The sequence below is a fragment of the Streptomyces sp. NPDC090994 genome (genome assembly GCF_044768905.1).
Classification (GTDB): Bacteria; Actinomycetota; Actinomycetes; order Streptomycetales; family Streptomycetaceae; genus Streptomyces.
In genome coordinates this window covers 1-26725 of sequence record NZ_JBIVWS010000019.1, presented here as the reverse complement: position 1 = coordinate 26725, position 26725 = coordinate 1, and the positions used below count along the sequence as shown (strand labels likewise).

General features: G+C 72.8%; 25 protein-coding genes and 2 pseudogenes. 10 read left to right on the top strand and 17 right to left on the bottom strand.

Features of this window, described 5'->3' with window-relative positions:
* Positions 1 to 4: 4 nt before the first annotated feature.
* Positions 5 to 1243, bottom strand: coding sequence for a MurT ligase domain-containing protein (locus ACIQR3_RS29445; RefSeq protein WP_403543678.1), 1239 nt, complete (start codon positions 1241 to 1243; stop codon positions 5 to 7).
* Between the two features lie 151 nt (positions 1244 to 1394).
* Here ACIQR3_RS29445 and def point away from each other — a divergent pair, with 151 nt between their 5' ends.
* Positions 1395 to 1937 carry a peptide deformylase gene (gene def, locus ACIQR3_RS29440; protein ID WP_403543677.1) on the top strand — a complete coding sequence of 181 codons (543 nt, stop codon included), beginning with the start codon at positions 1395 to 1397 and terminating at the stop codon, positions 1935 to 1937.
* A gap of 152 nt (positions 1938 to 2089) precedes the next feature.
* Here def and ACIQR3_RS29435 read toward each other — a convergent pair whose 3' ends face one another.
* On the bottom strand, positions 2090 to 2731 hold the full coding sequence (locus ACIQR3_RS29435) for a TetR family transcriptional regulator (protein WP_403543676.1): 642 nt from the start codon (positions 2729 to 2731) through the stop codon (positions 2090 to 2092).
* A gap of 169 nt (positions 2732 to 2900) precedes the next feature.
* Between ACIQR3_RS29435 and ACIQR3_RS29430 the strand changes: the two genes are divergently transcribed.
* Positions 2901 to 4127: an acyl-CoA dehydrogenase family protein gene (locus ACIQR3_RS29430; RefSeq protein WP_403543675.1), complete on the top strand. Its 1227-nt coding sequence runs from the start codon at positions 2901 to 2903 to the stop codon at positions 4125 to 4127.
* A 108-nt stretch (positions 4128 to 4235) separates the two neighbouring features.
* Here the strand turns inward: ACIQR3_RS29430 and ACIQR3_RS29425 are convergent, their stop codons facing one another.
* The 3 genes and pseudogenes from ACIQR3_RS29425 to ACIQR3_RS29415 all read right to left on the bottom strand — a co-directional run.
* A complete protein-coding gene (locus tag ACIQR3_RS29425) occupies positions 4236 to 4757 on the bottom strand; it encodes a cupin domain-containing protein (RefSeq protein ID WP_215168290.1) in 522 nt (173 codons plus the stop codon).
* Positions 4758 to 4764: 7 nt separating this feature from the next.
* Entirely contained in the window at positions 4765 to 5979 is a 1215-nt protein-coding gene (locus ACIQR3_RS29420) for a cytochrome P450 (RefSeq protein ID WP_403543674.1), read from the bottom strand.
* Positions 5976 to 7055 (bottom strand): annotated as a pseudogene (locus ACIQR3_RS29415) (type III polyketide synthase); the annotation flags it as partial. The pseudogene ACIQR3_RS29415 and the gene ACIQR3_RS29420, both read right to left, overlap by 4 nt.
* A 167-nt stretch (positions 7056 to 7222) precedes the next feature.
* On the opposite strand from ACIQR3_RS29415, the gene ACIQR3_RS29410 reads away from it, so the two are divergent.
* Positions 7223 to 7909, top strand: a complete 687-nt coding sequence (locus ACIQR3_RS29410; RefSeq protein WP_403543673.1) for a transcriptional regulator — start codon at positions 7223 to 7225, stop codon at positions 7907 to 7909.
* On the opposite strand, the gene ACIQR3_RS29405 is transcribed toward ACIQR3_RS29410, so the two are convergent.
* The 5 genes from ACIQR3_RS29405 to ACIQR3_RS29385 form a co-directional block, all read right to left on the bottom strand.
* The gene (locus ACIQR3_RS29405) at positions 7897 to 8136 is read right to left on the bottom strand and encodes a DUF6213 family protein (protein ID WP_215168286.1); all 240 of its coding nucleotides are present in this window, start codon (positions 8134 to 8136) and stop codon (positions 7897 to 7899) included. The genes ACIQR3_RS29410 and ACIQR3_RS29405 overlap by 13 nt on opposite strands.
* Before the next feature lie 26 nt (positions 8137 to 8162).
* Entirely contained in the window at positions 8163 to 9548 is a 1386-nt protein-coding gene (locus ACIQR3_RS29400; protein ID WP_403543672.1) for an NADP-dependent succinic semialdehyde dehydrogenase, read from the bottom strand.
* A 64-nt stretch (positions 9549 to 9612) separates the two neighbouring features.
* On the bottom strand, positions 9613 to 10074 hold the full coding sequence (locus ACIQR3_RS29395) for an NUDIX domain-containing protein (protein WP_403543671.1): 462 nt from the start codon (positions 10072 to 10074) through the stop codon (positions 9613 to 9615).
* Entirely contained in the window at positions 10071 to 11609 is a 1539-nt protein-coding gene (locus ACIQR3_RS29390; RefSeq protein ID WP_403543670.1) for an ATP-dependent DNA ligase, read from the bottom strand. The genes ACIQR3_RS29395 and ACIQR3_RS29390 overlap by 4 nt, the downstream gene beginning before the upstream one ends.
* A 30-nt stretch (positions 11610 to 11639) precedes the next feature.
* On the bottom strand, positions 11640 to 12632 hold the full coding sequence (locus ACIQR3_RS29385; protein ID WP_403543669.1) for an NAD(P)/FAD-dependent oxidoreductase: 993 nt from the start codon (positions 12630 to 12632) through the stop codon (positions 11640 to 11642).
* A 69-nt stretch (positions 12633 to 12701) separates the two neighbouring features.
* Between ACIQR3_RS29385 and ACIQR3_RS29380 the strand changes: the two genes are divergently transcribed.
* From ACIQR3_RS29380 to ACIQR3_RS29355, 6 genes are all read left to right on the top strand, one after another.
* Positions 12702 to 13274: a helix-turn-helix domain-containing protein gene (locus ACIQR3_RS29380; protein WP_215168282.1), complete on the top strand. Its 573-nt coding sequence runs from the start codon at positions 12702 to 12704 to the stop codon at positions 13272 to 13274.
* A gap of 101 nt (positions 13275 to 13375) precedes the next feature.
* Complete coding sequence (locus tag ACIQR3_RS29375; RefSeq protein ID WP_403543668.1) at positions 13376 to 14347, top strand: NADPH:quinone oxidoreductase family protein; 972 nt, start codon at positions 13376 to 13378, stop codon at positions 14345 to 14347.
* Entirely contained in the window at positions 14344 to 15525 is a 1182-nt protein-coding gene (locus ACIQR3_RS29370; RefSeq protein ID WP_403543667.1) for an acyl-CoA dehydrogenase family protein, read from the top strand. The genes ACIQR3_RS29375 and ACIQR3_RS29370 overlap by 4 nt, the downstream gene beginning before the upstream one ends.
* Complete coding sequence (locus tag ACIQR3_RS29365) at positions 15522 to 16595, top strand: acyl-CoA dehydrogenase family protein (RefSeq protein WP_403543666.1); 1074 nt, start codon at positions 15522 to 15524, stop codon at positions 16593 to 16595. Before ACIQR3_RS29370 ends, ACIQR3_RS29365 begins: the two co-directional genes overlap by 4 nt.
* Before the next feature lie 183 nt (positions 16596 to 16778).
* Entirely contained in the window at positions 16779 to 17642 is an 864-nt protein-coding gene (locus ACIQR3_RS29360; protein WP_403543665.1) for a phosphatidylinositol-specific phospholipase C/glycerophosphodiester phosphodiesterase family protein, read from the top strand.
* A gap of 127 nt (positions 17643 to 17769) precedes the next feature.
* The gene (locus tag ACIQR3_RS29355; RefSeq protein WP_215168277.1) at positions 17770 to 17964 is read left to right on the top strand and encodes a hypothetical protein; all 195 of its coding nucleotides are present in this window, start codon (positions 17770 to 17772) and stop codon (positions 17962 to 17964) included.
* An 80-nt stretch (positions 17965 to 18044) separates the two neighbouring features.
* On the opposite strand, the gene ACIQR3_RS29350 is transcribed toward ACIQR3_RS29355, so the two are convergent.
* From ACIQR3_RS29350 to xylB, 7 genes are all read right to left on the bottom strand, one after another.
* Entirely contained in the window at positions 18045 to 19256 is a 1212-nt protein-coding gene (locus ACIQR3_RS29350; protein ID WP_403543664.1) for a phosphodiester glycosidase family protein, read from the bottom strand.
* A gap of 212 nt (positions 19257 to 19468) precedes the next feature.
* Positions 19469 to 19858, bottom strand: a complete 390-nt coding sequence (locus ACIQR3_RS29345; RefSeq protein ID WP_403543663.1) for a luciferase family protein — start codon at positions 19856 to 19858, stop codon at positions 19469 to 19471.
* Positions 19859 to 20040: 182 nt separating this feature from the next.
* Entirely contained in the window at positions 20041 to 21132 is a 1092-nt protein-coding gene (locus tag ACIQR3_RS29340) for a lytic polysaccharide monooxygenase (RefSeq protein WP_403543662.1), read from the bottom strand.
* A gap of 119 nt (positions 21133 to 21251) precedes the next feature.
* A complete protein-coding gene (locus ACIQR3_RS29335) occupies positions 21252 to 22391 on the bottom strand; it encodes a cellulose binding domain-containing protein (protein ID WP_403543661.1) in 1140 nt (379 codons plus the stop codon).
* Positions 22392 to 22558: 167 nt separating this feature from the next.
* Positions 22559 to 23161, bottom strand: coding sequence for an N-acetylmuramoyl-L-alanine amidase (locus ACIQR3_RS29330; RefSeq protein WP_403543660.1), 603 nt, complete (start codon positions 23159 to 23161; stop codon positions 22559 to 22561).
* 425 nt (positions 23162 to 23586) lie between these two features.
* The gene (locus ACIQR3_RS29325; protein ID WP_403543659.1) at positions 23587 to 24795 is read right to left on the bottom strand and encodes an ROK family protein; all 1209 of its coding nucleotides are present in this window, start codon (positions 24793 to 24795) and stop codon (positions 23587 to 23589) included.
* A 150-nt stretch (positions 24796 to 24945) separates the two neighbouring features.
* The gene (gene xylB, locus ACIQR3_RS29320; RefSeq protein WP_403543658.1) at positions 24946 to 26391 is read right to left on the bottom strand and encodes a xylulokinase; all 1446 of its coding nucleotides are present in this window, start codon (positions 26389 to 26391) and stop codon (positions 24946 to 24948) included.
* Between the two features lie 206 nt (positions 26392 to 26597).
* On the opposite strand from xylB, the pseudogene ACIQR3_RS29315 reads away from it, so the two are divergent.
* A pseudogene (locus tag ACIQR3_RS29315) lies at positions 26598 to 26725 on the top strand (xylose isomerase); the annotation flags it as partial.

Sequence of the window (26725 nt, the reverse complement as noted above, 5' to 3'; positions counted from 1 at the left end):
TGGGTCAGTTGCCGACGCGGCGGCGCAGGTCCTGGAACGCGGTGTAGTTGGCGATGACCTCGATCCGGCCCGGCGGGCACTGCTGTACCGCCTGGTCGAGGTTCTCGCACACCTGGAACTGCTGGTTCGCCACTTCGAGGCGGACCGCCAGGTCCAGCTTCCGGTCGCCGATGACGCAGATCGGGTGGCCGGTCAGCCGCGTGTAGTCGACGTCCCACAGCCAGGAGGTGTCGGTGCCGTCGGCGCCGCGCGCGTTCACCGAGAGGATCACCGGGGCCGGCGGCGGGTCGATCAGGGAGAAGGTCTCCAGCCAGCCGGCCGGGTTCTTGGCGAGCAGCAGGCGCAGGTCGCGGCCCTGGAACTGGACCACGTCGTAGCGTCCGGCGACCGCCTGCACCTGGTACATCCGCTCCAGGGCGACCTGCGGCGGCACCCCGAAGACGGCGGCGACGGCCGCCGAGGAGGCGGCGTTGGCCTTGTTGGCGCGGCCCGGCAGCTGGAGGTGGATCGGCCAGGCCGAGCCGTGCGGGTCGATGACGTGGTCGCCCGAGAGCGCCCAGCTCGGGGTGGGCCGGCGGAAGCCGCACTCGCCGCAGAACCAGTCGTCGCCGGGGCGCTGCATCACACCGCCGCAGGACGGGCAGGACCAGGCGTCGTCCTTCCACATCTGCCCGGCGGCCACCCAGACCACGTTGGGCGAGGAGGAGGCGGCCCAGACCACCAGCGGGTCGTCGCAGTTGGCGACGACGACCGACTTGGAGCCGGCCAGGCCCTCCCGCCAGGCCTCCGCGAGCATCCGGGTCTCGGCGGCGCGGTCGAGCTGGTCGCGGGAGAGGTTGAGCAGGGCGATGCACTTCGGGTCGGTGTCCCGGGCGACGCCGGCGAGGTACTTCTCGTCGACCTCGATGACGCCGTACTTGGCGTCCGAGCCGCCGGCCAGCGCCGAGGTGATGCCGGCCGGCATGTTGGCGCCGAGCGCGTTGGAGACGACCGGCCCGGCCGCCTTGAGGGCCTCGGCGATGAGCCGGGTGGTGGTGGTCTTGCCGTTGGTCGCCGAGACCAGGGTCACGTCCAGGTGCTGGGCGAGCCGGGCGAGGAGGTCGGGGTCGAGTCTCAGCGCCACCTTGCCGCCGATCACCGAACCGCTGCCGCGACCCGCGGCGCGGGACGCCGCCGCGACCGCCTTGCCCGCGGTCACGGCCAGCTTGGCCCGCGGCGTGAGCGGGTCCGAGTTGCCTGCCATCAGTTCTCGATCCTCCTTGCGTACGCGCCGCGCCTGAAGCCTGGGAAGCCTGACGGCCACGTGGTGTGGACCTCAGCCTATCGAGATCCATTCGCTCTCCCGAATCGCGGCCCGCGCGGGCGGGGCGTTCAGGGCCCGTACCCTTGCCGCCATGCGACACGGCCCGATCCCGGGCGCCCGCGGGCGCGTCCGGCCCTTGACCCTGCTCGGAGACACGGTACTGCGCGAGCCGTGCCGCGAGGTCACCGGCTTCGGCCCCGAACTCGCGGGGCTCGTGGAGGATTTGTTCGCCACCATGTACGCCGCCCGCGGCGTGGGGCTGGCGGCCAACCAGATCGGGGAGCCGCTGCGGGTCTTCGTGTACGACTGCCCGGACGACGAGGACGTCCGTCACCTGGGCCATGTGGTCAACCCCCGGCTGGTGGAGACCGACGGGGTGGTGGTGCGCGGGCCCGAGGGCTGTCTGTCGCTGCCGGGCCTGGAGGCCGGGACCGAGCGGTACGACCACGCCGTCGTCGAGGGCTTCACGGCGGACGGGGAGCCGGTCACCGTCCACGGGACGGGATTCTTCGCGCGCTGCCTGCAGCACGAGTGCGACCACCTGGAAGGACGGCTGTACGTGGACCACCTCACGGGATGGCGGCGCCGGCGGGTGGAACGGCAGGCCGCCCGGGCGGACTGGAGCCGCCGGTGACCCGCGGCCGGAGCCGCTGGCAAGCCGCGACCGGAGCCGCTGGCAAGCTGCGACCGGAGCCGACAGGATTCCGCTGACCGGAGCCGTCAGCAACCGACCGGCCCGAAGCGTCAGGACCGGCCGGCCCGGGCGGCCGTCGGAACCCCGGGCCGTCAGAACCCCGGGCCGTCCGTCCGGTCGTCCGCCCCGGCCAGCCGGCCCCACAGCAGGTCGGCCAGGCTGCGCACCAATTCCTCGCGGGAGCAGGGGCGTTCGCCGAGCCACCAGTCGCCGGCGGCGTGCATCATCCCGACGATCCCGTGCCCCCACACCCGGGCCAGCTGCTGGCCGCCCGGTCCGAGGTCGAGGCGCTCCTCGATGACCTGGGCCAGCTCCTCGCCCATGCGACGCAGCAGCGGCGCCGAGTGCTTGCCGACGTCGAAGCCCGTCTCGCCCTGGGCGCTGTCCGCCGGGTGCATCAGGAAGCGGTACACCTGCGGGCGTGCCTCGATGGCCGCCAGATAGGTGTCCAGGGTGGCCTCGACGCGCTGCCGCCGCTCCGCCGGGGCGTCCAGGGCGGCCCGCAGCGAGGAGAGGAGGGCGTCCGTGTGACGCTGGGCGAGGGCGGCGTAGAGGCCGCCCTTGTCGCCGAAGTGCCGGTAGAGGATCGGCTTGGTGATGCCCGCCTCGGCGGCGATGGCGTTCATCGAGGCATGGGGTCCGTCACGCAGCACCACCCGGTCGGCGGCCTCCAGCAGCTCTCGCCGTCGCCGGTCGGCGGACCGCTGCTGATCGGTCCGCTGCCTGGTCTCCATGTGCTCTCCCCACCTGTGCTGATTCGGTGACGCCTGCGCAAAGTAGCACTCACCGCCCTCCGATGATCGAACGGGCTGCCGACGGAAGCAGGGAGTTGACTTTTCTTACCCGCGGGTAACAGACTCGATGTTACCGTTAGTAACACGCACGTGCGTCACTGGAGGGGTCATGGCCGAGTTCACCATGGAGCTCAACGACGAACAGAAGGAGGTGCGGGACTGGCTGCACGGCTTCGCCGCCGATGTGATCCGTCCCGCCGCCGCCGAATGGGACGAGCGTGAGGAGACTCCCTGGCCGGTCATCCAGGAGGCCGCCAAGGTCGGCATCTACTCCCTCGACTTCTACGCCCAGCAGTACTTCGACCAGACGGGGCTCGGCATCCCGATGGCCATGGAGGAGCTGTTCTGGGGCGACGCGGGCATCGCCCTGTCGATCGTCGGCACCGGCCTCGCCGCCGTCGGCGTCCTCGCCAACGGCACCGAGGAGCAGATCGGCACCTGGATCCCCCAGATGTACGGCGACGTGAACGACGTCAAGGTCGCCGCCTTCTGCTCCTCCGAGCCCGACGCCGGCTCCGACGTCGCCTCGATGCGCACGCGCGCGGTGTACGACGAGGCCAAGGACGAGTGGGTCATCAACGGCACCAAGACCTGGGCGACCAACGGCGGCATCGCCAACGTCCACGTGGTCGTGGCGGTCGTCGACCCCGAGCTGGGCTCCAAGGGCCACGCCTCCTTCATCGTCCCGCCGGGCACGCCCGGCCTGTCCCAGGGCCAGAAGTTCAAGAAGCACGGCATCCGCGCCTCGCACACCGCCGAGGTCATCCTCGACAACGTGCGCGTCCCCGGCTCCTGCCTGCTCGGCGGCAAGGAGAAGCTGGACGCCCGCCTCGCCCGGGCCCGGGAGAAGGCCAAGAAGGGCGGCGAGCGCGTGAAGAACGCCGCGATGGCCACGTTCGAGGCGTCCCGCCCGGCCGTCGGCGCGATGGCGGTCGGCACTGCCCGCGCCGCCTACGAGGTCGCCCTCGAATACGCGCAGACCCGGGAGCAGTTCGGCCGCCCGATCATCGACAACCAGGGCGTCGCCTTCCAGCTCGCCGACATGCGCACCTCCATCGACGCGGCCCGGCTGCTGGTGTGGCGCGCGTCCTGGATGGCCATCAACGGCAAGCCGTTCACGGCGGCCGAGGGCTCGATGTCCAAACTGTTCGCCAGCGAGACGGCGAAGAAGGTGACCGCCCAGGCGGTCCAGATCCTGGGCGGCAACGGCTACACCCGGGAGTACCCGGTGGAGCGGATGCACCGCGACTCCGCGATCTACACCATCTTCGAGGGCACCAGCGAGATCCAGCGCCTGGTGATCGCCCGCACGCTGTCGGGGATGCCGATCCGGTAGCGGCGGGGGAGGGGCCCGGGGCACGCCGTGTCCGGCCGCGCCCCGGGGACGGCCCGCCTGCCGTGCCGAGCGACAGCGGTCGGCCTCGGCCTGGCGCCTGTCGCCGTGTCACCGATGCCGCAGCGGCGTCAGCTGCTGGATGTCGTACTTGGCCCGCAGCGCCTCGATCGCCTCGTGGTCCGGCGGGCCGCCGTCCTGGAGGATCTCCAGCAGCTCCTCGAAGTAGCGTTCGTGGTCCGGCGGCGGGCTCGCCTGGAAGAACATCTTCGCCGGGGTGTCCGTCGGATTGGCGAACGCGTGCGGGCAGCCGGGCGGTACGACGATGACCGTGCCCGGGGTGGCGCGGACCACCCGGCTGCCCCGGCTCGACTCCCAGCGCTGCCAGTTGTCGGGCGTACGGACGCGCGGCTCGAACGCGAGCACGTCCAGCTCGCCTTCGAGGACGTAGAACAACTCCTCGCTGCGGGTGTGCACATGGGCGCCGACGTCGAAGCCCGGCGGCACGATCACCTCGAAGGTGGACGCCATACGCGAATGCGAACCCGTCACCTTGAAGGTCACGTGCTGGGCCGGGGCCTCGACCACCCGGCCGTGCCCCGGCGGCACCAGCAGTCCCTCGGTCGCCGTCATCGAGCGCTCACCAGGTCACCGGCAGGGCCTCGGGCCCGCGGATCAGCGCGCCCTTCTTGAACGGCACCTCCGCCGGATCCACCGCGAGCCGGAGCCCCGGCACCCGGTCCAGCAGGGCGTCGACCAGCAACTCCGACTCCAGCCGGGCCAGCATGCCGCCCGGACAGTAGTGCGGGCCGAAGCCGAAGGACACATGCGGGTTCGGGCTGCGGGTGAGGTCGATGGTCTCCGGGTCGGGGAAGACCTCCGGGTCCCGGTTGGCGGCCAGGTAGGAGACGTAGATCGCGTCGCCCGCCCGGATGGGCACGCCCCGGATCTCCACGTCCTCCAGGGCGATCCGGGACAGCCCGACCGCGTTGCGATGGGGAATCCAGCGCAGCAGCTCGTCGATGCCCAGCGGGCGGATGTCCGGCTCGGCGCGCAGCCGTTCGGCCAGGTCGGGACGGGTCAGCAGGGTGAAGAACAGCTGCCCGCTGTTGTTGGTGACCGCCTCGCCGCCGATCTGCAGGAGCACCGCGAGCCCCACCGCCTCCTGGAGCGTGATCTCCTCCCGGCCCACGGCCGCGCCCAGCAGCGACGCCACGTCCTCGCCGGAGCTGTTCTCCCGCAGCCCGATCAGGTCGGCGAAGTAGGCGCCCATCTCCTGCTTGGCGCGCTCGCTGACGTCGGCGCCGTGCGAGGAGGACAGGATCAGCTGGGTCCAGGTGTGCATGCTGTGCCGGTCGGCGGCCGGGACGCCCATCAGCTCGCAGATCACCGCGATGGGGAAGGGGCTGAGCACCGCCTCGGTGAGGTCGGCGGGCGGTCCCTGCGCCAGCATGGCGTCGATCAGCTCGTCCAGCAGGCCGCGGGCCCGGTCCCGGACGCGCTCCACGCCCCGCGCGGTGAACGCCGCCGCCACCGAGCGGCGCAGCCGGGTGTGGTCCGGCGGATCGAGGAAGCCGACCGCGCCGCGGGCCGGGATGAAGTGCGGGGCCAGCCGGGTCACCGGCCGGTCCATCACCGCCTCACGGCCGAACCGGGGGTCGTTGGTGACCATCCGCACGTCGTCGTAGCGGGTCACCAGCCAGGCCCAGCCCTCGCCGTTGGGCAGCGAGATCCGGGTGACCGGGCCCTCGGCCATCAGCTCGCGCAGCACCGGGTCGAAGTCGGTGCCGGGCAGGTCCGGGACCGGCCAGTCCCGCACGGGCGGGGCGGTCCGGGGAATCGTCTCTTCGCTCACGTTCGTCTCACGCCCTGGGTCTCGTCCGCGGTCCGCCAGCGGCCCAGCGACATCTCCGCGGTGATGCCGGGCCCGAAGCCCGCCAGCAGTCCGCGCGCCCGGTTGTCCGCGCCGCCCTCGTCGAAGAGGCGGCGCAGCGCGTCCAGGACGACGGCGCTGGCGATGTTGCCGTACTCGGTCAGCGTGGCCCTGCTGAAGCGGAACGCGTGGGGTTCGACCTGGAGGAACTTGCTCAGGTCGTCCAGGATGCGCGGTCCGCCCGCGTGCACGATGTAGAAGTCGAGGTCGGTGGCGTCCCAGCCGTGGTCGCGGGCCAGTTGCACCAGCGCCGGTGCCAGCGGCTCCATGGTGGCCGGCACCCGCTTGTCCAGCAGGAAGTGGAAGCCGGTGGCCTTCACGTCGTACATGATCCACTCTTCGGTCTTCGGGATCAGGTACGAGCCGTTGCGCTCCAGGCGTACGCCGGTGCCGCCCTGGCCGCGGACCACCGCGGCGGCGATGCCGTCGCCGAACAGGCCGTTGGAGAGCAGGGAGCCGACGCCGATGTCGGTGGGCTGGTAGCACAGCGAGCAGAACTCGCAGGCCACGATCAGCGCGTTGGCCTCGGGGTAGGCCGTGCAGAAGTCGTGGGCCCGGTTGATCGCCGCGCCGCCGGCCGCACAGCCCAGCTGCGCTATCGGTATCTGCCGGGTGGTGCTGTCGAAGCCCATCTCGTTGATCAGCCACGCGGTGAGCGAGGGCATCATGAAGCCCGTGCAGGAGACGTAGATGATCACGTCGATGTCGGTGGGCAGCAGCTCCGCGTCGTCCAGCGCCCGCTGGATCACCGCGGGGACGCGCCGCTTGGCCTCGGCCTCGTAGAGCTTGTTCCGGTCCTCGAAACCGGGGTGCTTCAGGGTCTCCTCGATGGGCTGCACGATGTGCCGGGTGCGCACGCCGGTGTTCTCGATCAGCCGGAGGGCCAACGGCAGCTGGGGGTGGTCCGCGTGGCGCTCACGTGCCAGCGCGAGCGTCTCCTCCATCGTGATCACGTGCTCCGGTACGGACACCGAGGGTCTGCACAAAGTCGCCATGAACCGTGCCTGCTTTCGCCTCCCGGGCGGCCTTGCGCCCCCCGGTCAGAAAGTGGTTCACCTCTAGGGGTGTTCATCCACGATCACCCGGCGGGACGCCGTTCTCTCGCGGAGTTACTCCGTCTCGGGGACCCTGGGAGCGCGGCGCGGACGAGGAGAGGGAGAAGACGATGGCACCGACGGCACGGAACCTGCTGGAGACCACCACCGCGAAGCTGGCCCCCGACCCCCGGGCCAACCGGTTCGTGCCGCTGGTGGCGCGGGGCGCGGTGAGCGGGGACACGCTCGCCGCGCTGGCGCTGGAGCAGCGGTGGGTGATCGCCGCCGACCGGCGGGCCTTCGCGTACCTCGCGCACCGCGCGGACGACACCCCGCCCGTCGCCGCCTACTTCTCCGCGCTCGCCGAGGGGGAGGCCGTCGCCGCCCAGAAACTGGAGGCGTTCGCCGCGGCCTGTGGCGTGGGGGAGTCCCGGTCGGTGGCCCATGAGCCGCTGCCTGGCTGCCAGGCCTACCCCGCCTACGTGGCCTGGCTCGCGCTGAACGGGTCACCCGCCGAGACGGTCCTCGCCGTGCACGCCAACTTCTCCGCCTGGGGCGGCTACTGCGCGACCGTCGCCGGCGCTCTGCGCCGCCACCACGGCTTCACCGACGAGGCCTGCGCCTTCTTCGACTTCTTCGCCGCACCCGATCCCGGCCTGGAGCACAGGGCGACGGCCGCCGTGCAGGCAGGACTGGACGGCGGCCACCTGAACGAGGATCTCGTACACCGCTACGGACGGCTGCTCCAGGCGTACGAGGCGATGTTCTGGGACAGCCTGTGGGGGCTGGAGCACCCCCGGGGCGGTCAGGACGACTGACCGCTGCTGTGCGCGATGCAGGCCACGTCGATCCGGTCGGCCAGCTTGGCCAGCTCGATGGTGAGGGCCGCCACGGTGTCCTCGTCCAGCCGGCCGCTCTCCCCGGTCTCCACCAGGCGCAGCCACCGTCCGCCCATCGTGCGCAGCAGCTTGCTCACGTCGGCCGCGGCCACCTGCAGGGTGCCGCGGTCGTCGACGATCAGGGGAAGAGTCACTTCGCGGGTCACAGGAAAGGATCGTAGTCGCGGAAGGCTCACGCTCCGTGCCATACGGTGGTGATGTTGCAGAACTCCCGGATTCCGTGCCCGGACAGCTCACGCCCGTAGCCCGACCGCTTGACCCCGCCGAACGGGAACGCCGGGTGCGAGGCCGTCATCCCGTTGACGTAGACGCCGCCCGCCTCCAGATCCCGTACGAACCGGTCGACGTCCGCCTCGTCGCGGGTCCACACGTTCGAACTGAGGCCGAAGTCGGTGTCGTTGGCGATCAGCACCGCCTCGTCCAGGTCGGCCGCGCGGTACAGCGTGGCGACCGGGCCGAAGGCCTCCTCGCGGTGGACGCGCATCTCGCGGCCGATGCCGGCCAGCACAGTCGGCGGGTAGTACCAGCCGGGCCCGTCGGGGCGTTCGCCGCCGCACAGCACCGTGGCGCCGCCGCGCACCGCGTCCTCGACCAGCTCCACCAGGTCGGTCACGCCGCGCTCGCTGGAGAGCGGCCCGACGTCGGTGTCCTCGTCCATCGGGTCGCCGACCCTGAGCGCCTTCATGCCGGCCACGAAACGCTCCGCGAAGGCGTCGTACACGTCCGTGTGCACGATGAACCGCTTGGCGGCGATGCAGGACTGCCCCGCGTTCTGCGTCCGGGCGGTCACCGCGACCTCGGCGGCCCGGTCCAGGTCCGCGGACGGCATCACCACGAACGGGTCGCTGCCGCCCAGTTCCAGCACCGTCTTCTTGATCATCTCCCCGGCGGTGGAGGCCACCGCGCGGCCGGCGGGCTCACTGCCGGTGAGGGTGGCGGCCTTCACGCGCTCGTCGCGCAGGATGTCGTCGACGGCCGCCGAGCCGATCAGCAGGGTCTGGAAGCAGCCCTCGGGGAAGCCCGCGCGGTGGAAGAGGTCCTCCAGGTACAGGGCTGTCTGCGGCACGTTCGAGGCGTGCTTGAGCAGGCCGACGTTGCCCGCCATCAGCGCGGGCGCGGCGAACCGGATCACCTGCCAGAGGGGGAAGTTCCAGGGCATCACGGCGAGCACCGGGCCGAGCGGCCGGTAGCGCACCAGCGCCCGGGACGCGCCGGAGTCCTTCACGTCCCCCTCGTCGGGCTCCTCGTCGGCGAGCAGCGCGGCCGCGCGGTCGGCGTACCAGCGCATCGCCTTGGCGCACTTGGCCGCCTCCGCGCGGGCCTGCCTGACGGGCTTGCCCATCTCGGTGGTGACGACCCGGCCGATCTCGTCCTGGTCGGCCTCCAGGAGGTCGGCGGCCCGGTGCATCAGCCGGGCCCGCTCGTCGAACGTCGTCGTCCGGTACGTACGGAAGGTGGCCTCGGCGAGCTGGAGCCGGCGCTCGGTCTCCTCCTCGCCCATCGCCTCGTACGTCCTGACCGTCTCGCCGTTCGCCGGGTTCACCGTCGCGATGGGCATGGCCGACCTCCCTGTCGTTCTTCCGCGCACCGGGCGCGGGGCGCCGCGCCGCGAGGGCGCCTCGTCAGCCCGAGTGCTCCGCCAGGCGGTCGAGAAACGCCCGCTGGGCCGTGACGATCACCTCGCGCGCCCGGTCCAGGGGCAGCCAGGCCACCCGGTCCAGTTCCGGGAACTCCTGTTCCCGGCCCGACCGCGGCGGCCACTCCATGCGGAACGTGCCGGGCACGACCGTCGCCGGGTCGAGGTCGGCCTCGACCGCCCAGACCGTGACCAGCTTGCCGCCGGACTGGCGGACCTCGCCCAGCGGGACGGCCCCGTCGCCCTCCGGCGGCTCCAGCCCCAGCTCCTCCTGGAACTCGCGCCGGGCCGCGTCCCAGGCCGGCTCGTCCTCCTCGTACTCGCCCTTCGGCACCGTCCAGGCGCCCTGGTCGCGCCGGGCGAAGAAGGGGCCGCCCATGTGGCCGAGGAGGACCTCCAGGGCCGCGCCGGTCCGGCGGTACAGCAGCAGACCCGCGCTGCGCTTCACGGCGCGGCCCGCGGATGCGCGGCGAGCAGCGTCTCCACCGTGTCCGCGTCCTCGGGGCGCTTGTCCTCGCGGTAGCGGACCACGCGGGCGAAGCGGAGGGTGACGCCGGCCGGGTAGCGGGTGGAGCGCTGGAGACCGTCGTAGGCGATCTCGACGACCAGTTCGGGGCGGACGGTCACGCCCCACGGGTGTTCGGCCACGGCGAGCCGGGTGAGGTGCCCGGTCTGCCAGGTCAGCATCGCGTCCGTCATGCCCTTGAAGGTCTTGCCGAGCATGGTGAAGGAGCCGTCGGCGGCGCGGGCGCCCAGGTGCAGGTTGGAGAGCTTGCCGGTGCGCCGGCCGTGGCCCCACTCGGCGGCCAGGACCACCAGGTCTAGGGTGTGCACGGGCTTCACCTTCAGCCAGGACGCGCCGCGCCGCCCGGCGCTGTAGGCCGCGTCCAGGCCCTTGACCACGACGCCCTCGTGACCGCGGGCGAGGGTCCCGGCGAGGAAGTCCTCCGCCGTCCGCACGTCGTCCTCCTGCGCCATCAGGGTGCGCCGCACCCGCATCGGCTCCGGGACCAGCCGCGCCAGCTCCGCGTGCCGCTCGGCCAGCGGCAGGTCGAGCAGGTCGCGGCCGTCGACCAGCAGGGCGTCGAAGAAGACGGGGGAGACGGGCACCGCCCGGGAGGCCGCGGCGACGTCCGTACGGGAGCCGACGCGCCCGGCGGTCTCCTGGAAGGACCGGGGGCGCCCGTCGGGCCCGAAGGAGATGACCTCGCCGTCCAGCACGAACCGCTCGCCGGGCAGCTCCAGCGCCGCCGCGGTCACCTCGGGCAGCCGGTCGGTGATGTCGTCCAGGGTGCGGGTGTACAGCCGTACGTCGGCGCCGTCGCGGTGGACCTGGACCCGGATGCCGTCGAGTTTCTCCTCGACCGCGCAGGGACCGAGCTTGCCGACCGCCTCCGCCACCGAGGAGGCGCTGTGCGCCAGCATCGGCAGCACCGGGCGGCCGACGGTGAGCCGGAAGCGGCCCAGCGCCCCGGGACCGTCGGCGAGCAGTGCCTCGGCCACCGCCTGCAACGACCCCGCGAGCATCACCGCCCGCCGTACGTCCGCCGGGTCCGCCCCGGTGGCCCGGGCCAGGCCCTCGACGGCGACCGCGTCCAGCGCGCCCTGCCGGACCTCGCCGGTGAGCAGCCCGAGCAGGAAGCGCTGCTCGTCCTCGGTGGCGGCGCCCATCAGCTCCGCGACCAGCCGGGTGCGCTCGGCCTGCGATCCGGGCCCGGACACGGCGGCGAGGCGGGTGAGCCGGGCGTCCACCTCGCGCACGGTGAGGGTCGGGTCGGGGGCCGGTTCGACGCGCCGGCCCAGCACCTTCCAGCCGACGCCGATCCGGCCCTGCGGCAGCCGTCCCGCGAGGTAGGGGATGACGACCGGCACGTCCGACGCCTCCGCCTCCCGGAACAGCTCGGCGAGCAGGGCCGTCTTGCGGGACCGCGCCGAAGTGGCGGCGACCTCCTGGGACACACGGGCCAGCCGGGCGAGCAGCATGCCCTTCATGGTGCACCGGGAGGGCGGGGCTCACACCTGGTCGCCGGCTCCTCGGTCGTCCAGGGACGCGTCCAGGTCCGACATGATCAGCTCGCCGACGATCGCGGACGCCGCCCGGTAGCCGCCGCTCACCGCGTGCACGACCTGCTCGGCGAAGCCCATCGCGTTGCCGGCCGTCCACACCCCCGGCACGCTGGTCCGGCCGGTCGGGTCCACCACGGGGTAGGCCCCGAACGGGGTCTCGTCCAGCTCGGCGCCGAGTTGCTCCAGCAGGCCCGTCCGCGGCACGGCGCGCGGCGCCACGAACACCACCGACCGCTCGTGCACCGAGCCGTCCGCCAGCCGTACGCCGGTGATCCGGTCGTCCTCGACCACCAGCCCGGCGACCTCGCCCGGCACCACCTTGACGCCCGCCGCGGCCAGCCTGCGCAGGTCCTGGTCGGACAGCTCGCCCTCGTCGACGGTGTGCAGGAACAGGGTCACGTCGTCCGACCAGCCGGACACCATGAGCGCCTGGTGCACGCTCATCGGGGTCGACGCCAGCACGCCGAACCGCTCGTCCCGCACCTCCCAGCCGTGGCAGAACGGGCAGTGCACCACGTCCCGGCCGAACCGCTCGGCGACCCCGGGGATCTCCGGCAGCTCGTCCTTCAGCCCGGTGGTGACGATCAGCCGCCGGGCGCGCACGGTTTGCCCGCCGGCCAGTTCCACGGCGAAGTCGCCGCCCCCGGCGTCACCCCGGGTGACGCCCACCGCCCGGTCGTGGACCAGTTCGACGCCGTACGACGCGACCTCCTCGCGGCCGGTCGCCAGGAACTCGGCGGGCGGCATGCCGTCCCGCGACAGGTAGCCCTGCATATGCGCGGCCGGCGCGTTGCGCGGCTCCCCGGCGTCGACGACGAGCGCCCGCCGCCGGGCCCGGCCCAGCACCAGCCCGGCGGACAGCCCGGCCGAGCCGCCCCCGACCACGATGACGTCGTACTTCTCGGTCGTCTGCCTGTTCTGTTCGGTCACGGTGACCACCTCCGGATCCGACAGTCGCCCGACCGCCGACGGATTGACAAACAGATTTGCCGGTTCTGCAATAAATCCATGACGAAGGACGATGTACTCGCCGGTGTGGGTCCGCGGCTGCGGCAGCTGCGCAAGGAGCGCGAGGTCACCCTCGCCGCGCTCGCCGAGGCGACCGGCATCTCGCTGAGCACCCTCTCCCGCCTGGAGTCGGGGCTGCGCAAGCCCAGCCTCGAACTGCTGCTGCCGATCGCCCAGGCTCACCAGGTGCCGCTGGACGAACTGGTCGGCGCCCCGCCGGTCGGCGACCCCCGGGTCCGGGCCAAGCCGATCCAGCGCCACGGCCGCACCTACTGGCCGCTCACCCGCCAGCCCGGCGGGCTCCAGGCGTTCAAGGTGCTGGTGCCGCCACGGCGGGAGGAACCCGAACCGCAGACCCATGAGGGCTACGAGTGGCTTTACGTGCTGTCCGGACGGTTGCGCGTGGTGCTGGGCGAGCACGATCTGGTGGTCGGCGCCGGTGAGGCCGTCGAGTTCGACACGAGGGTGCCGCACTGGTTCGGAGCGGCGGGGGAGGTGCCGGTGGAGTTCCTCAGTCTGTTCGGACCGCAGGGCGAGCGGGTTCACGTACGGGCGCGGTCCACTCGAACATGACGCGCGGAGCGGTTCCCCCGGCCGTACTGTTCCCCCTGCGGCAAGCGACCGCTTAGTATGCGGTGGACCCGGACGGACGACGCAGTCGGTGGAGGCCCCGCATGCAGGCATGGCAGGTGCACGAGAACGGCGAGCCGGGCGAGGTGATGCGCCTCGCGGAGGTCCCGCCGCCGACGCCGGGCGACGGCCAGGTCCTGCTGCGGGTCCGCGCCGCGAACGTCAACTTCCCGGACGCGCTGCTGTGCCGGGGCCAGTACCAGGTCAGGCCGCCGCTGCCGTTCACGCCGGGCGTGGAGGTCTGCGCCGAGACCGAGGACGGCCGCCGGGTCCTGGCCAACCCCGCGCTGCCGTACGGCGGGTTCGCCGAGTACACCGTCGCGGACGCCGCCGCCCTGCTGCCCGCGCCGGACGCCCTGGACGACGCCGAGGCCGCCGCCCTGCACATCGGCTACCAGACGGGCTGGTTCGGGCTGCACCGCCGGGCCGGTCTCCAGGCCGGCGAGACCCTGCTGGTGCACGCCGCCGCGGGCGGGGTCGGCAGCGCGGCCGTACAGCTCGGCAAGGCCGCCGGGGCCACGGTCATCGGCGTGGTCGGCGGCGCCGAGAAGGCCGCCGTCGCCCGGGAACTGGGCTGCGACACGGTGATCGACCGCAGGAGCGAGGACGTGATCGCCGCCGTGAAGGAGGCCACCGGCGGGCGCGGCGCCGACGTGATCTACGACCCGGTGGGCGGCGCCGCGTTCAAGCAGTCGACGAAGGTGGTCGCCTTCGAGGGCCGGATCGTGGTCGTCGGCTTCGCGAGCGGCGACATCCCGAGCGCCGCCCTCAACCACGCCCTGGTGAAGAACTACGCGATCCTCGGGCTCCACTGGGGCCTGTACAACACCAAGAACCCGGGACTGGTGGCCGAGTGCCACGAGCGGCTCACCGAACTGGCCGCGACGGGCGCCGTCAAGCCCCTGGTCAGCGACCGGGTACCGCTGGACGGGGCCGCCGGGGCCGTGCAGCGGGTCGCCGACGGGGTGACCACCGGCCGGGTGGCCGTCGTCCTGGAGAAGGGAGCCGCCGCATGACCACCACCGAGGAACTCCGTCAGCGCACACGGGAGTTGCTGGCCGCGCACCCGCCCGCCGCCACCGACCGCCTCGACTTCCTGCGCGCCCGCTTCGACGCGGGACTCGCCTGGGTGCACTTCCCCGAGGGCCTCGGCGGACTCGGCGCCCCCCGCACCCTCCAGCCCGTCGTCGACGCCGGACTGGCCGCCGCGGGCGCCCCCGACAACGACCCCCGGCGCATCGGCATCGGCCTCGGCATGGCCGCCCCGACCATCCTCAAGTACGGCACCGAGGAGCAGAAGCAGCGCTTCCTGCGCCCGCTGTGGACCGGCGAGGAGGTGTGGTGCCAGCTGTTCAGCGAGCCCGGCGCCGGCTCCGACCTCGCCGCGCTCGGCACCCGCGCGGTGCGGGACGGCGACAGCTGGGTGGTGGACGGGCAGAAGGTGTGGACCTCCAGCGCCCATCTCGCCCGCTGGGCCATCCTCATCGCCCGCACCGACCCGGACGTGCCCAAGCACCGCGGCATCACCTACTTCCTCTGCGACATGACCGACCCCGGTGTCGAGGTCCGGCCGCTGCGGCAGATCACCGGCGAGGCCGAGTTCAACGAGGTGTTCCTCACCGGCGTCCGCATCCCCGACTCCCGGCGCCTGGGCGAGATCGGCGACGGCTGGCGGGTCGCCCAGACCACCCTCAACAACGAGCGCGTCGCCATCGGCGGCCGGAGCCTGCCCCGCGAGGGCGGCATGATCGGCCCGGTCGCCAGGACCTGGCGCGAACGCCCCGAGCTGCGCACCCACGACCTCCACCAGCGCCTGCTCACCCTCTGGGTCGAGGCCGAGGTCGCCCGGCTCACCGGGGAACGCCTCGGCCAGCAGCTCGCCGTCGGCCACCCCGGCCCCGAGGGCGCCGGCATGAAACTGGCCTTCGCCCGCCTCAACCAGGAGATCAGCGGCCTGGAGGTGGAACTCCGCGGCGAGGAGGGCCTGCTCTACGACGACTGGACCATGCGCCGCCCGGAACTGGTCGACTTCACCGGCCGCGACGCCGGTTACCGCTACCTGCGTTCCAAGGGCAACAGCATCGAGGGCGGCACCAGCGAGATCCTGCTGAACATCGTCGCCGAACGCGTCCTCGGCCTGCCCGCCGAGCCCCGCACCGACAAGGACGTCGCCTGGAAGGACCTGGCCCGATGAGCGACCTGCTGTACTCGGAGGAGGAAGAGGCGCTGCGCGCCGCCGTCCGGGACCTGCTCACCGACCACTGCGACGCGGCCGGCGTCATCGCGCGCACCGAGACGGACACCCCCCACGACCTGACCGTCTGGAAGGCCCTCACCGAGGGGATGGGCCTGGCCGGTCTGCTGATCCCCGAGGAGTACGGCGGTCAGGGCGCCGGCCACCGCGAGACGGCCGTCGTCCTGGAGGAACTCGGCCGGGCCGTGGCCCCCGTCCCGTACCTGACCAGCGCCGTCGTCGCCACCGAGGCCCTGCTGGAGTGCGCCGCCGGTCAGCCACTGGCCGAGCTGGCCTCCGGCCGCCGGATCGCCGCGCTCGCCGTCGGCCTGCACACCGCCCCCGGCGCCGCCTTCCCCGCCGTACGGCTGGAGAACGGCGTCCTGAGCGGCGCGCTGACCGGCATCGCGGACGCGGCCGCCGCCGACGTGCTGCTGGTCCCGGCCGACGACGGCGGGCTGTACGCGGTGCGCGCCACCGACGCGACCGTCACCCCGCGCACCTCCCTGGACCTGACCCGGCCGGTGGCCGACGTCTCGTTCGACGGGGCGCCGGGCGAGCGGCTGGGCGAGGCGGAGCCCGCCGTACGACGCGCCCTGCGGGCCGCCGCCGGACTGCTCGCCTCGGAGCAACTGGGCCTGGCCGACTGGACGCTGACCGAAACAGTGCGCTACCTCAAGGAACGCAAGCAGTTCAACCGGCCCGTCGGCGGCTTCCAGGCGCTCAAGCACCGGCTCGCCGCGCTGTGGCTGGAGGTCGTGCATCTGCGCGCCGCCGCCCGGAACGCCGCGGACGCGCTGGCCACCGACCAGGACACCGACGTCGCCGTGGCCGTCGCACAGGCGTACGCGGCACCCGTCGCCGTCCGCGCCGCCGAGGAGGCCCTTCAACTGCACGGCGGCATCGGCATGACCTGGGAGCACCCGGTCCACCTGTACCTGAAGCGGGCCAAGGCCGACTCGATCGCCTACGGCACGGCGGGCGCCCACCGCGCGGCGCTGGCCGCGCTGGTGGAGCTGCCGGCACCGTAGGAGACCGCGACGGCACTCCGGAGAAGCCCGCCCGACCCCGGGCGGGCTTTCCCGTGCGCCCCGCCCGCACGAAGTGAACAGGTGGCGGCCCACCGGCCAATTTCCCCGCACCGACCTGCTCACGGCCCCCCTCCGCCTCGCATACTCACTGAGGTCCCGTAAGGCCTACCAGGGAGGCAGAGCATGGCCCTCACCACCCGCCGCAGAGCCCTCACCACCCTCGGCGCCGCCCTCGCCGGCGCCGTCGCCCTGCCCGCCGCCCCCGCGCTGGCCGGCGAACGGACGCGCCGCCCGCGCCCGTTGTGGCGCGCCCACGCCCACAACGACTACGAACACCCCCGCCCCCTCCTCGACGCCCTCGACCACCGCTTCGGCAGCGTCGAGGCCGACATCTACCTCGTCGACGGCCGACTCCTGGTCGCCCACGACGCCGTGGACCTCGACCCGGCCCGCACCCTGGAGTCCCTCTACCTCGACCCGCTCGCCGCCCGCGTCCGCGCCCAGGGCGGCCGGATCTACCGCGGGGACCGCCGCCCGCTGCAACTGCTCATCGACATCAAGACCGAGGGTGCGGCGACCTACCTGGAACTCGACCGGCATCTGCGCCGCTACCGGCACCTGTTCACCACGTACGCCCACGGCAGGGTGCGCACCGGCGCCGTCACCGCCGTGATCTCCGGCGACCGGGCGGCCCGCGCGCCCATGGAGGCGCAGACCGAGCGCCACGCCTTCTACGACGGCCGCCTCACCGACCTCGGCACCTCAGCGCCCGCCTCCTTCGTCCCGCTGATCAGCGACAACTGGACCAACCACTTCACCTGGCAGGGCGTCGGCACCTTCCCCGCCGCCGAGCGGCGCAAGCTGCGCGACATCGTCGGCGCCGCGCACTCCCGCGGGCAGCGCGTCCGCTTCTGGGCCACGCCCGACCTCGCGGGGCCGGCCCGGGACGCGATGTGGGCGGAACTGGTCGCGGCGGACGTCGACCACCTCAACACGGACGACCTCGCCGGTCTGGAGGCGTTCCTGGACGCCCACCGGGCGGCGTAGCGCGCCGGGCACGACGGACACCACACGTTCGGAGGACATGTCAGCCGCCCGGACGAACCCTCCGCTACGCCACACTTGCGGCCGAACGCCGTGAACCAGACAGGCGGCGTGGCGGAGGAGGTTGACGATGGCCGTGTCCATCTCTGTGGTGCTGCTGCTCGCGATCCTGGCGGTGATCTTCCTGCGCAACGGCGGACTGAAGGTCTCCCACGCGCTGGTCTGCCTGCTGCTGGGCTTCTACCTGGCCGGTACGAACATGGCTCCCACCATCAGCAGCGGGCTCACCGCCACGGCCGACATCGTGAGCGGTCTCAGGCCCTGATCCCTCGTTCCGCGATCAGCGGGCGTGATCAGGGGGCGTGGTCAGAAGGCGTGGTCAGCGTGCGTGGTCAGAAGGCGTGATCAGGACGCCGAGAAGACCCCGATCCCGTTCGGGACGAGGCGCTCGGTCCCGCCGCTGGGGTGGTTGCGCACCGAGACACCGGTCGCGCCCGGCGCGCGGGCGACCAGCGTCGTCGAACCGCCGCCGTCCAGGCTGAACCCCTCCGTCGCCCCGCGTGCGCGCAGCACCCGGGCCACCTCGGCGATGGTCAGGCCGGAGCGGTACGCCGACGAGCCGTCCACCGCGAGCAGCAGCACCCGCCGCCCGCCGTCCGCGATGCCCACCGCGGTCCGCACGGCCGACGTACGGTCGTCCAGTCCGGGCAGCGGCTGCCCGCCCGAGAGCACGGGATAGCCGCCGAGGGCGAAGCCCAACGCCGCCCCGGACGCGGCGGCGACCAAGCGGTGGGTGACGGTCACGGCATCCCCGGTGGCGACCTTCCGCAGCTGCCGCGCCCCTTCCTCGCGGCCCACCAGCACGGTCGTGTCGTCGGCGATCGGGCCGCTGCCGGGAGTGCCGGACGCGGAGACCACCCGGCCGCCGCGGACCGTCACCTCGTAGGTGTCCGCGCTGCACGCGGCGGCCCGGTCGGTGTCCGTACCGCAGGTGGCACGCACCCGGGAGGCGCTGCCCCACTCGCCGGTGAAGGCGCCCACCGAGTCCACCGGCAGCGCGTACTGGTTGAACCCGCCGAGCGGCAGCGTGCCCTCAGGCGTGCGGATCTGACCGTCGAGGGCGAGCCGGTCGAGCCGTGCCCGCCGGTCGGTGCCGACACCGAAGACCGCCTCGGTGGTGGTGCCGGGCGGCAGGGCCGGCCCGAACCGCTGGCCTTTCGGCACCGCCCCCTTCAGTGCCCGGCCCTCGGCGATCGCCGGTCCCACGCTCGCACCGGTCGCCTCGACGCCCGGGTGCTGGCTCTCGGTGATGTTGAAGAAGTCCCCGTTGACGCCCCCGACGGCGCCCTGGGCGCCGGCCATCCGGGAGACCGTCGCCCGTGCCGCCACCGCCCCCGGGTACAGCAGGCCCAGCCGGACGTCCGGGACGTTCAGGTCGACGCCGAGCACATGGGCGTGGGTGGTCCCGTTCGCCGCCGGCAGGTCGAACTCCTCGTAGGTCACCCCCGGCGCGATCTCCCCGGCCGCCGGAGCGGCGGCGGCCGGTGCCGCGCCCACCAGCGCGCCGAAGGCGACCAGAAACGTCAGTGTCCGGCGGAATGCTGCACGACGCGTCACATGCGCTCCCTGATGTTCCGTCAGTTCCACGGGATCAGAGAGCAGTGCATCAGATCGCGGCCGCCAGGGAGGCGGCCGAGGGACGAAGACGCGCGGAAGGACGGTGAAACGCACCCCCTCGGGTGCGCGCGGGCGGGCGGCGGCCCGGAGCGGTGCGCCGTTGGCGTCCGCGGCCGGGGCGGGGTGAGGCAGACCGTTCCGTCCCTCGGGTCTCAGCCGTCCAGGACGCCGTCGCGGTGCAGCACCGTGACGCGGTGGAAGTTGCAGCCGGTCGGCGGTTCCGCGGTGGGCCACGTCTGGTGCGCCTTGAGCGCGATGCTGACCAGGCTCATCAGCAGGTCGACATCGGTCTCGCAGTCCAGGTGCACGGTCACCCAGCGGGAACCGGGAATCAGCTGGATCGCGCTGGAGCCGCCGAGGTCGTAGTGGAAGCGCTGGATGGCCCGTTGGGTCAGGTGCAGGTCCACGTCCCGGTCCGAGTGGAAGTGGACGATCTCGTCACGGACGGAGCGGAGCGCCTGTCCGGTACCGCAACTGGCCGGCCCCGCCGTGAGGTCGGGCCAGTCCTGCAGTCGCTCCAGGGCACGCTGGGCCAGAGTCATGTCCCTATCGTCGCTCCATTACCGCCCGGCAACCAGGGGTTGAGCGATTTGTAACCGGCACGTGAGGTAATTGGACCGGTACGAGGTACCCGACCGCGCCGGACGCACGGGAAGCGCCGCGCGGTCACGCGCGGCGCTTCATTGTCGTGAGCACAGTAGATCATGGTCGTGCGGCGGACCGGTTACTCGTTCACACAGCCGATCGTCCCGATCGGATAGTCGTTGCCGGTGGAGGTCGCGGTGAATCCGAAGGTCACGCTGCCGTCCGCGGCTATGACCCGGTTGTGGTCCACGTTCCGCACCGTGACGGACCCGTCGGTCCCGGTGGACAGTGCACCGTTCCACACGCTGTTGATCCGGGTCCCGGTGCCGGGCGTCCACTGCACGGCCCAGCCGTCACGGGGCTCCGTTCCGTGGTTCATCACCTCGACGGAACCCTGGAAGCCGCCGTTCCAGCTGTTCTGCACGGTGTACACCGCCATGCAGGACCCCGTGTGCGGAGGGTCGGTCGGGGTCGGGGTCGGGGTCGGAGTGGGGGTCGGTTCGGGGGTGCTGCCGGAGCCGCGGATGCCGGTCACCTCGCCGTTGCCGCCGTCGAAGACGATGTCGGAGCAGGAGAAGAAGTTCTCCTGGCTGTCCGACCGCACCCACTGGATGAAGAGCAGCGCGTCACCGGAGCGGCCCGAGGGCAGCGCCAGGTCCCAGTAGTAGTGGCCGCCGTTGCTGCCCGGCGAGCCCTGCTGGGGCGGGTTGGTGACCGTCTGTATGAGCTGAAGGTCGTCCCAGGCCAGCTCGGAGGTGGGCGACCAGCCGGGCTCGGTCAGATAGACCCGGAAGTCGCCCGGATGCGCGGCCCAGTTGCTGTACTGCAACTGGATCGTCGCCCCGGACGTCAGATGGGTCTTCGGCCAGTCGGCGCGGGCCGCGTTGTAGGCGGAGAAGTCGTACGGCGAACGGTCGCCTGCGCTGCACAGCGTGCCGTCGGGCACGTAACCGGCGCCCCGGCCGCCCGCGTTGGAGTCCAGCACGGCGAACCAGTTGTACAGCGCCGTCGCCCCGCTCTCGTCCAGTGCGTCCTGGCAGGCGGGATTGGTCGGGTCCAAGGCGCCGGTGCCGGTGATGGCGTCCAACTGGCAGAGGTAGGTGCGCGATCCGGGCGTCATCGCCACGCCGTGCGCCTCCGCCTTGCCCTGCCAGAGGGCGGTCAGCCCGAGTGCGCCGAGCAGGGTGGCCAGTACCGCCGCCAGGGAGAGGAGTCTGCTGCGTCGAGCCATGGAATCTCCAGTTTCCTGTTTCCTGTTTCCTGGTTGGTGTCGGGTGTGGTGCGGGCCCTTTCGCTGAAGTGGTTCCGGGCGGTCCCGGGCGGTCCCGGTCGGTCCCGGCCGGAGCCTCGTCAGAGGGCCGTGCAGGGGGTGCCGTTCAGGGTGAAGCCGTCGGGCTCGGCGAACGCGCCGCTGTAGGTGGCCTGGAATCCGAACGTCTGGCTGCCGCCCGCCGCGATCCGCGTACCGTGCTCCGGGCCGCGCACCGTCACCGCACCCGCCGCCGTCGTCACCGACCCGTTCCAGGCGTGGGTGATCTGCTGGCCCGGGGGCAGGGTGAAGGCCAGCCGCCAGTCGTCCACGGGCGCCGCTCCGGTGTTGCCGACTCTGACCTCCGCGGTGACGCCGCCCTGCCAGACCTGCGGGGTGTAGGAGACCTCGCAGGCGGCCGGGGTGCCCGGGTCGGTCGGCTCCTCGTCGTCGGTGACGACGGTCGAGGAGAAGGAGTCGACCGACAGCCCCGCACCGTTCTGCCAGGGCTCGAAACCGGCCTGCACGCTCGTCAGGTACCAGTCGTTCCCGGCGAGGCCGCGGGAGACGGCCTGCCGGACGAAGTCCATGACGTCGAAACTCCAACTGTCGACGGCCGCCGGGGCGACGAAGGACAGGACGTCATTGGAACCGTTGCCGCCCGACCACACCTCCCAGTTCCGCCCGGCCACCGTCGCGGTGCCGACCTGGGAGCCGATCGGCTGGATCGGACCGACCCGGTTGAACCAGATCATGATCTCGGTCCGGTTCACCCCGTCGGTCCGGGGCGTCGGGTCCAGCCAGATGTCGTACGAGGCGTTGTAGACGGCGCCGTCGACGAAGCCGTACGAGACGCTGCTGGGCGCGCTCGCTATGGAGTCGACCCGGGCGGGCAGCGCGGTGCCCGGCGAACAGGTGGTGTAGTGGCAGCCGTTGAAGACCGAGGGGTACGACTTCGGCGCGCCGTTGGTCGGCACCGAGCCGTCCGCTCTGCTCAGCCGGAAGCCGGTGTCGGTCACGGTGACGCACTGCTCGGCACTGCTGCCCCAGCGGTTGTTCTGGACGACGTAACGGTTCTGGATCGTGGCCGTTCCGTACTGCTCGCAGATGGTGGTGTCGGCCGCGCCGGCCGGCGCGGCCGACGTCATGAGCGCTGTGAGCGCCGCGATGAGGGAGAGGGTCATGAGCAGCGCGCCGAACGGGCCGCGCAGGGCGGCGGCCTGGTGGGGGGACGATCGCATGCGGGCGGCCTCTCTGAGGAGGGGGATGAGTTGGGGGACGCGTGTGGCGTTGATGGGAGCGCTCCCATCGCTTGCTGTGGGGGGACTGTAGGAGCTGTCCATGTCCCTGACAAGACTGTGCGCGGATCCGCTCCGGCCGGGTGGAGGCCCGACCGGCCGGTCGCGGATCACATGAGGTTGACCAGCTGGAGGTAACGGGTCCAGTCCCACAGCGGACCGGGGTCCGTGTGGTCGCTGCCCGGCACCTCGTGGTGCCCGATGATGTGCTCCCGGTTCTTGGGAATGCCGTATCTCGCGCAGATCGCCGAGGTCAGCGCCGCCGAACTCGCGTAGAGCGCGTCGGTGAAGCAGGCAGGCTTGTCCACCCACCCCTCGTGCTCGATCCCGATGCTGCGCGTGTTGTAGTCCCAGTTGCCCGCGTGCCAGGCGATGTCGGCCTCGCGGACGCACTGCGCGAGGTGCCCGTCGGAGGAGCGCACCACATAGTGCGCGGACACGTTCTTCTGCGGATCCTGGAAGATGCCCAGGGTGTCGGCGTAGGTCTCCTGGCTGACGTGGATGACCACGTAGTCGACGGGATGGGCCTTCGGGCGGCTGGACCGGGTGTAGTTCGACCCGCTCGCCGGCCGCCACTCGGCGCCCGGGTGGTCGACGTCCTGGGCCCGGGCGCCGGCCCGGGTGTCCGTCAACAGCGCGTAGGAGGCGGCGGCGAGGGCGGCGCCGCCGGCGAGGAGCCGTCGTCTGCTGGGGAGCGGTCGTGTCCGTTCCATGAGGAGTCGCCTTCCGTACGTGGTCGATGTGCTGAACCTGGCTTGCGGCTGACGGGGCGTCGTGGACGTGTTCGCCCTCGTGTGCGGGCCAACGGCCTCACGGAGGCCGAGGTCGCGGACGAGGGTGGTGTGCCCAGGGTGGCGCGCACACCCGCGTGAGCACCGTCACGACCCGGTCCCTCCTCCAGATGGCGGTGGACCCGGCGGACGCGTCCGCCGATCTCGTGGCGGCTGCGTTCCGCGTGAATCACGGTACGGCGAGCGAGGGTTGGGCAGGGAGAAGCGGCGCCTTCCGGTGGACAACCGTCCGACTGGGGATAACTTCGCCACCCGATCGAGTGAGGGCCGGCCGTGTGCCGGAACGCCGACGAGCGAGCGGCGGCGACCAGGGCGGGTCGGGACGGGTCGGGACGGGTCGGAGCGGTTCAGGCCCGTTCCGCGAACGCCGCCGGGTCGTCCAGCACGGCCCGCACGACCGAGTGCGCGGCACCCAGCAGCGGTCCCTGGGGTCCCAGCGCTGACACGGTCACCGGGCATGCCGGACCGGCGGTGCGCCGGGCCAGTTCGTCGCGGAGCGCGGGCAGCAGCCAGGGCGCGAGTTCGGCCAGGGCGCCGCCCAGGACCACGCTCTCGGGGTCCAGCAGGTTCACCGCGCCGGTCAGCGCGATGCCGAGCGCGGTCCCGGCGCCGGTCAGGGCGTGCCGTACGCCCTCGTCGCCTTCCGCCGCGCGCCGCGCGAGCAGGCCGACGCGGTTCTCGCCCGGGGCCAGACCGGCCGCCCGCAGGACCGCCTCCTCGCCGGCGTACTGCTCCAGACAGCCGCGTCCGCCGCAGGCGCACGCGGGCCCGTCGGGGCGGACCGGCACATGCCCCAGCTCACCCGCGAAGCCCCGGGTGCCCCGCAGCAGCAGCCCGTCCACGACCACCGCCGCGCCGATGCCGATCTCGGCCGAGACATGGAGGAAGTCCCGTGGCGTGCCGTCACCGAGCCATAGTTCGGCGAGTGCGCCGAAGTTGGCCTCGTTGTCCACGGTCAATGGCATGTCGACGGTCAGAAGGGCGCGGAGGTCGGTGTCGTGCCAGTCGAGGTTGGGGGCGCGTACGACGGTCCGGGTGTCCCGTGCCACCAGGCCCGGCACCGCCACGGCGAGCCCCGCCGGCCACAGGCCCTCCGCCTGGGCCTCGTCGACGACCTGGCGGACCAGGCCGGTGAGCTGTCCGAGCACCGGTCCGGCGGAGCGGTCGCGGTTGCCGCCGTGGTGTACGGCCCGGGACCGCACCCGGCCCCGCAGATCGACAGCGCACACCGCGAGGTGGTCGACACCGATCTCCGCACCGATCCCGGCGGGTCCGCTCCCGCTGACCGCCAGCGCCGATCCGGGCCGGCCGACCCGTCCCGGCCGCTCGGGCCCCAGTTCCTCCAGCAGGCCGGAGCGGATGAGCTCGTCCACGAGGGTCGACACCGCCGCACGGGTCAGCCCGATCCGTGACGCGACGGCGGCCCGGGAGAGCCGGCCCTCGGCGCGGACGGCGTGCATCACCCGGGCGAGATTGCGGCGTCGCATGCCCTGCTGGGTGTCCGGCAGCGGACGTCCGGGACCGGCCGGGTGCCCGGTGTGCGGCGGTGCGGTCATGCCTCCTCGGTTCTCGTCGATGTTCTCGGCAGTCCCCGTCGATGTCCTCGGCGGGGACATGGCTGTTTCCAGGTGGTTCATCGCGGCCACGCGCGCCGGCCGGCGGTGTTCAGCCGGCCGGCCCAGGCAGGCGGTGATCACCTGGCGTACTCACCTGGCGGGCGCGCTCCGCTCCAGCAGCGGGGCCGCGTCGGAGAGTACTCCGGAGATCCGGGACAGCGTCGCCTCGTCCCGCTCCACGGCATCCAGCACCGGACCGGCGGCGGTGTTCCAGCGCCGCGCGACCGCTGCCGCGTCCTCTCCGGTGAGCAGACCGGCCGCCTGCGCCGCCGCCCCGAGAGCCACCAGTTCCCGGGCCTCGGGAATCTGTACCGGGCGCCCGGAAAGCCGCCGTACGGTCTGCTGCCAGGCCGCGCCGCGGGCACCGCCGCCGATCAGAAGCAGGGGGGCGGAGGGATCGGCGTCCGCGCCGAGGACCAGGTCCAGCGCGCCCAGCAGGGCATGGACCGCGCCGTCGTAGGCGGCCTGGAGCAACTGGCCGCCGGTCGTGTCGTGCCGCAGTCCGTGCAACAGGCCGGAGGCGCTCGGCAGGTTGGGGGTGCGCTCACCGTCCAGATACGGCAGCAGCGTGACGTCGGCGCAGGGCTCGACGGCCTCCCGGTCCAGCCCCACCAGCGTCGCGACCCGGTCGACGGCGAGCGTGCAGTTGAGGGTGCACGCGAGCGGCAGCCAGTCGCCGCGCGCGTCCGCGAAACCGGCCACCGTGCCGGTCGGGTCGGCGGGGCGGTGCCGCGTCACGGCGTACACCGTCCCCGACGTCCCCAGGCTCATCACCGGCACGCCGGGGCTGACCCCCAGGCCCAGCGCGGCGGCCGCGTTGTCGCCGGTGCCGGGGGCGACCAGGGTGCCCGTGGCGAACGGCAGGTCATGACCGCCGCGTACGGTGCCGGCCACCTCGCCGGGCCGCACGACCCGGGGCAGCAGCGCCGGATCGAGCCCCACGCGCGCGAGGGTCTCCTCGTCGTACGCCTCCGTCCCGGCCGCCCACCAGCCGGTGCCGGACGCGTCACCGCGGTCGGTGGTCCCCTCGCCGGTGAGACGCTCGGTGAGGTAGTCGTGGGGGAGGCGTACGGCCTTGGTCGCGAGGACGGCCTCCGGTTCGTTCTCCGCCAGCCAGGCCCACTTGGTGACGGTGAACGAGGCACTGGGGACGCTGCCCGTGCGCTCCGCCCACGCCTTGGGGCCGCCCAGCTCCTCGATCAGGCGCCGCGCGTGCGGTGCCGAACGCACGTCGTTCCAGAGCAGGGCCGGGCGCACCGGCTCCCCCCGCGCGTCCAGCGTGACCAGTCCGTGCTGCTGTCCGCCGATCGACACCGCGGCCGCCTCGTGCGCCGCCTCGCCGCACTGGCGCAGCGCCTCGCACAGGGCGTCCCACCACTGGCGCGGATCGCTCTCGCGGCCCGCCCCCGACGAGACGGTGTGCGGGGCCTGGCCGCTCGCGACGACCCGGCCGGTGGCCGCGTCGACCACCAGTGCCTTGGTGGACTGGGTGGACGTGTCCACACCGACGACGAGCGGACCCTCGGCTGCTGACATCGGGCTTCTCCCTCTTTCCGCGGCTCTGCGCGATTCCGACCTGGGGCTCCAGGGATGTCTCCACGGGCTTCCGCTTCGGAGCCAGGACCGCGAAGACACGGACATCACTCCTCCGAGACACCCTTGACCCTTCCCAGGAATGCGTCCGCATACTAATTTGTAAAGTGCCATGACGAAATAGGCGCAAGCGAGCGAGGAGCCGCGACATGAGCTACCAGCCCACTCCCGAGGACAGGTTTACGTTCGGTCTGTGGACCGTTGGCTGGCAGGGCAGGGACCCGTTCGGGGACGCGACCCGGCCGGAGCTGGATCCGGTCGAGTCGGTGCGGCGTCT

Coding starts and splice junctions, on each gene's coding strand:
- ACIQR3_RS29445 (WP_403543678.1), bottom strand. CDS start 1,243: ATGGCAGGCAACTCGGACCCGCTCACGCCGCGGGCCAAGCTGGCCGTG.
- def (WP_403543677.1), top strand. CDS start 1,395: ATGCGACACGGCCCGATCCCGGGCGCCCGCGGGCGCGTCCGGCCCTTG.
- ACIQR3_RS29435 (WP_403543676.1), bottom strand. CDS start 2,731: ATGGAGACCAGGCAGCGGACCGATCAGCAGCGGTCCGCCGACCGGCGA.
- ACIQR3_RS29430 (WP_403543675.1), top strand. CDS start 2,901: ATGGCCGAGTTCACCATGGAGCTCAACGACGAACAGAAGGAGGTGCGG.
- ACIQR3_RS29425 (WP_215168290.1), bottom strand. CDS start 4,757: ATGACGGCGACCGAGGGACTGCTGGTGCCGCCGGGGCACGGCCGGGTG.
- ACIQR3_RS29410 (WP_403543673.1), top strand. CDS start 7,223: ATGGCACCGACGGCACGGAACCTGCTGGAGACCACCACCGCGAAGCTG.
- ACIQR3_RS29400 (WP_403543672.1), bottom strand. CDS start 9,548: ATGCCCATCGCGACGGTGAACCCGGCGAACGGCGAGACGGTCAGGACG.
- ACIQR3_RS29390 (WP_403543670.1), bottom strand. CDS start 11,609: ATGCTGCTCGCCCGGCTGGCCCGTGTGTCCCAGGAGGTCGCCGCCACT.
- ACIQR3_RS29380 (WP_215168282.1), top strand. CDS start 12,702: ATGACGAAGGACGATGTACTCGCCGGTGTGGGTCCGCGGCTGCGGCAG.
- ACIQR3_RS29375 (WP_403543668.1), top strand. CDS start 13,376: ATGCAGGCATGGCAGGTGCACGAGAACGGCGAGCCGGGCGAGGTGATG.
- ACIQR3_RS29370 (WP_403543667.1), top strand. CDS start 14,344: ATGACCACCACCGAGGAACTCCGTCAGCGCACACGGGAGTTGCTGGCC.
- ACIQR3_RS29365 (WP_403543666.1), top strand. CDS start 15,522: ATGAGCGACCTGCTGTACTCGGAGGAGGAAGAGGCGCTGCGCGCCGCC.
- ACIQR3_RS29360 (WP_403543665.1), top strand. CDS start 16,779: ATGGCCCTCACCACCCGCCGCAGAGCCCTCACCACCCTCGGCGCCGCC.
- ACIQR3_RS29355 (WP_215168277.1), top strand. CDS start 17,770: ATGGCCGTGTCCATCTCTGTGGTGCTGCTGCTCGCGATCCTGGCGGTG.
- ACIQR3_RS29345 (WP_403543663.1), bottom strand. CDS start 19,858: ATGACTCTGGCCCAGCGTGCCCTGGAGCGACTGCAGGACTGGCCCGAC.
- ACIQR3_RS29340 (WP_403543662.1), bottom strand. CDS start 21,132: ATGGCTCGACGCAGCAGACTCCTCTCCCTGGCGGCGGTACTGGCCACC.
- ACIQR3_RS29335 (WP_403543661.1), bottom strand. CDS start 22,391: ATGCGATCGTCCCCCCACCAGGCCGCCGCCCTGCGCGGCCCGTTCGGC.
- ACIQR3_RS29330 (WP_403543660.1), bottom strand. CDS start 23,161: ATGGAACGGACACGACCGCTCCCCAGCAGACGACGGCTCCTCGCCGGC.
- ACIQR3_RS29325 (WP_403543659.1), bottom strand. CDS start 24,795: ATGACCGCACCGCCGCACACCGGGCACCCGGCCGGTCCCGGACGTCCG.
- xylB (WP_403543658.1), bottom strand. CDS start 26,391: ATGTCAGCAGCCGAGGGTCCGCTCGTCGTCGGTGTGGACACGTCCACC.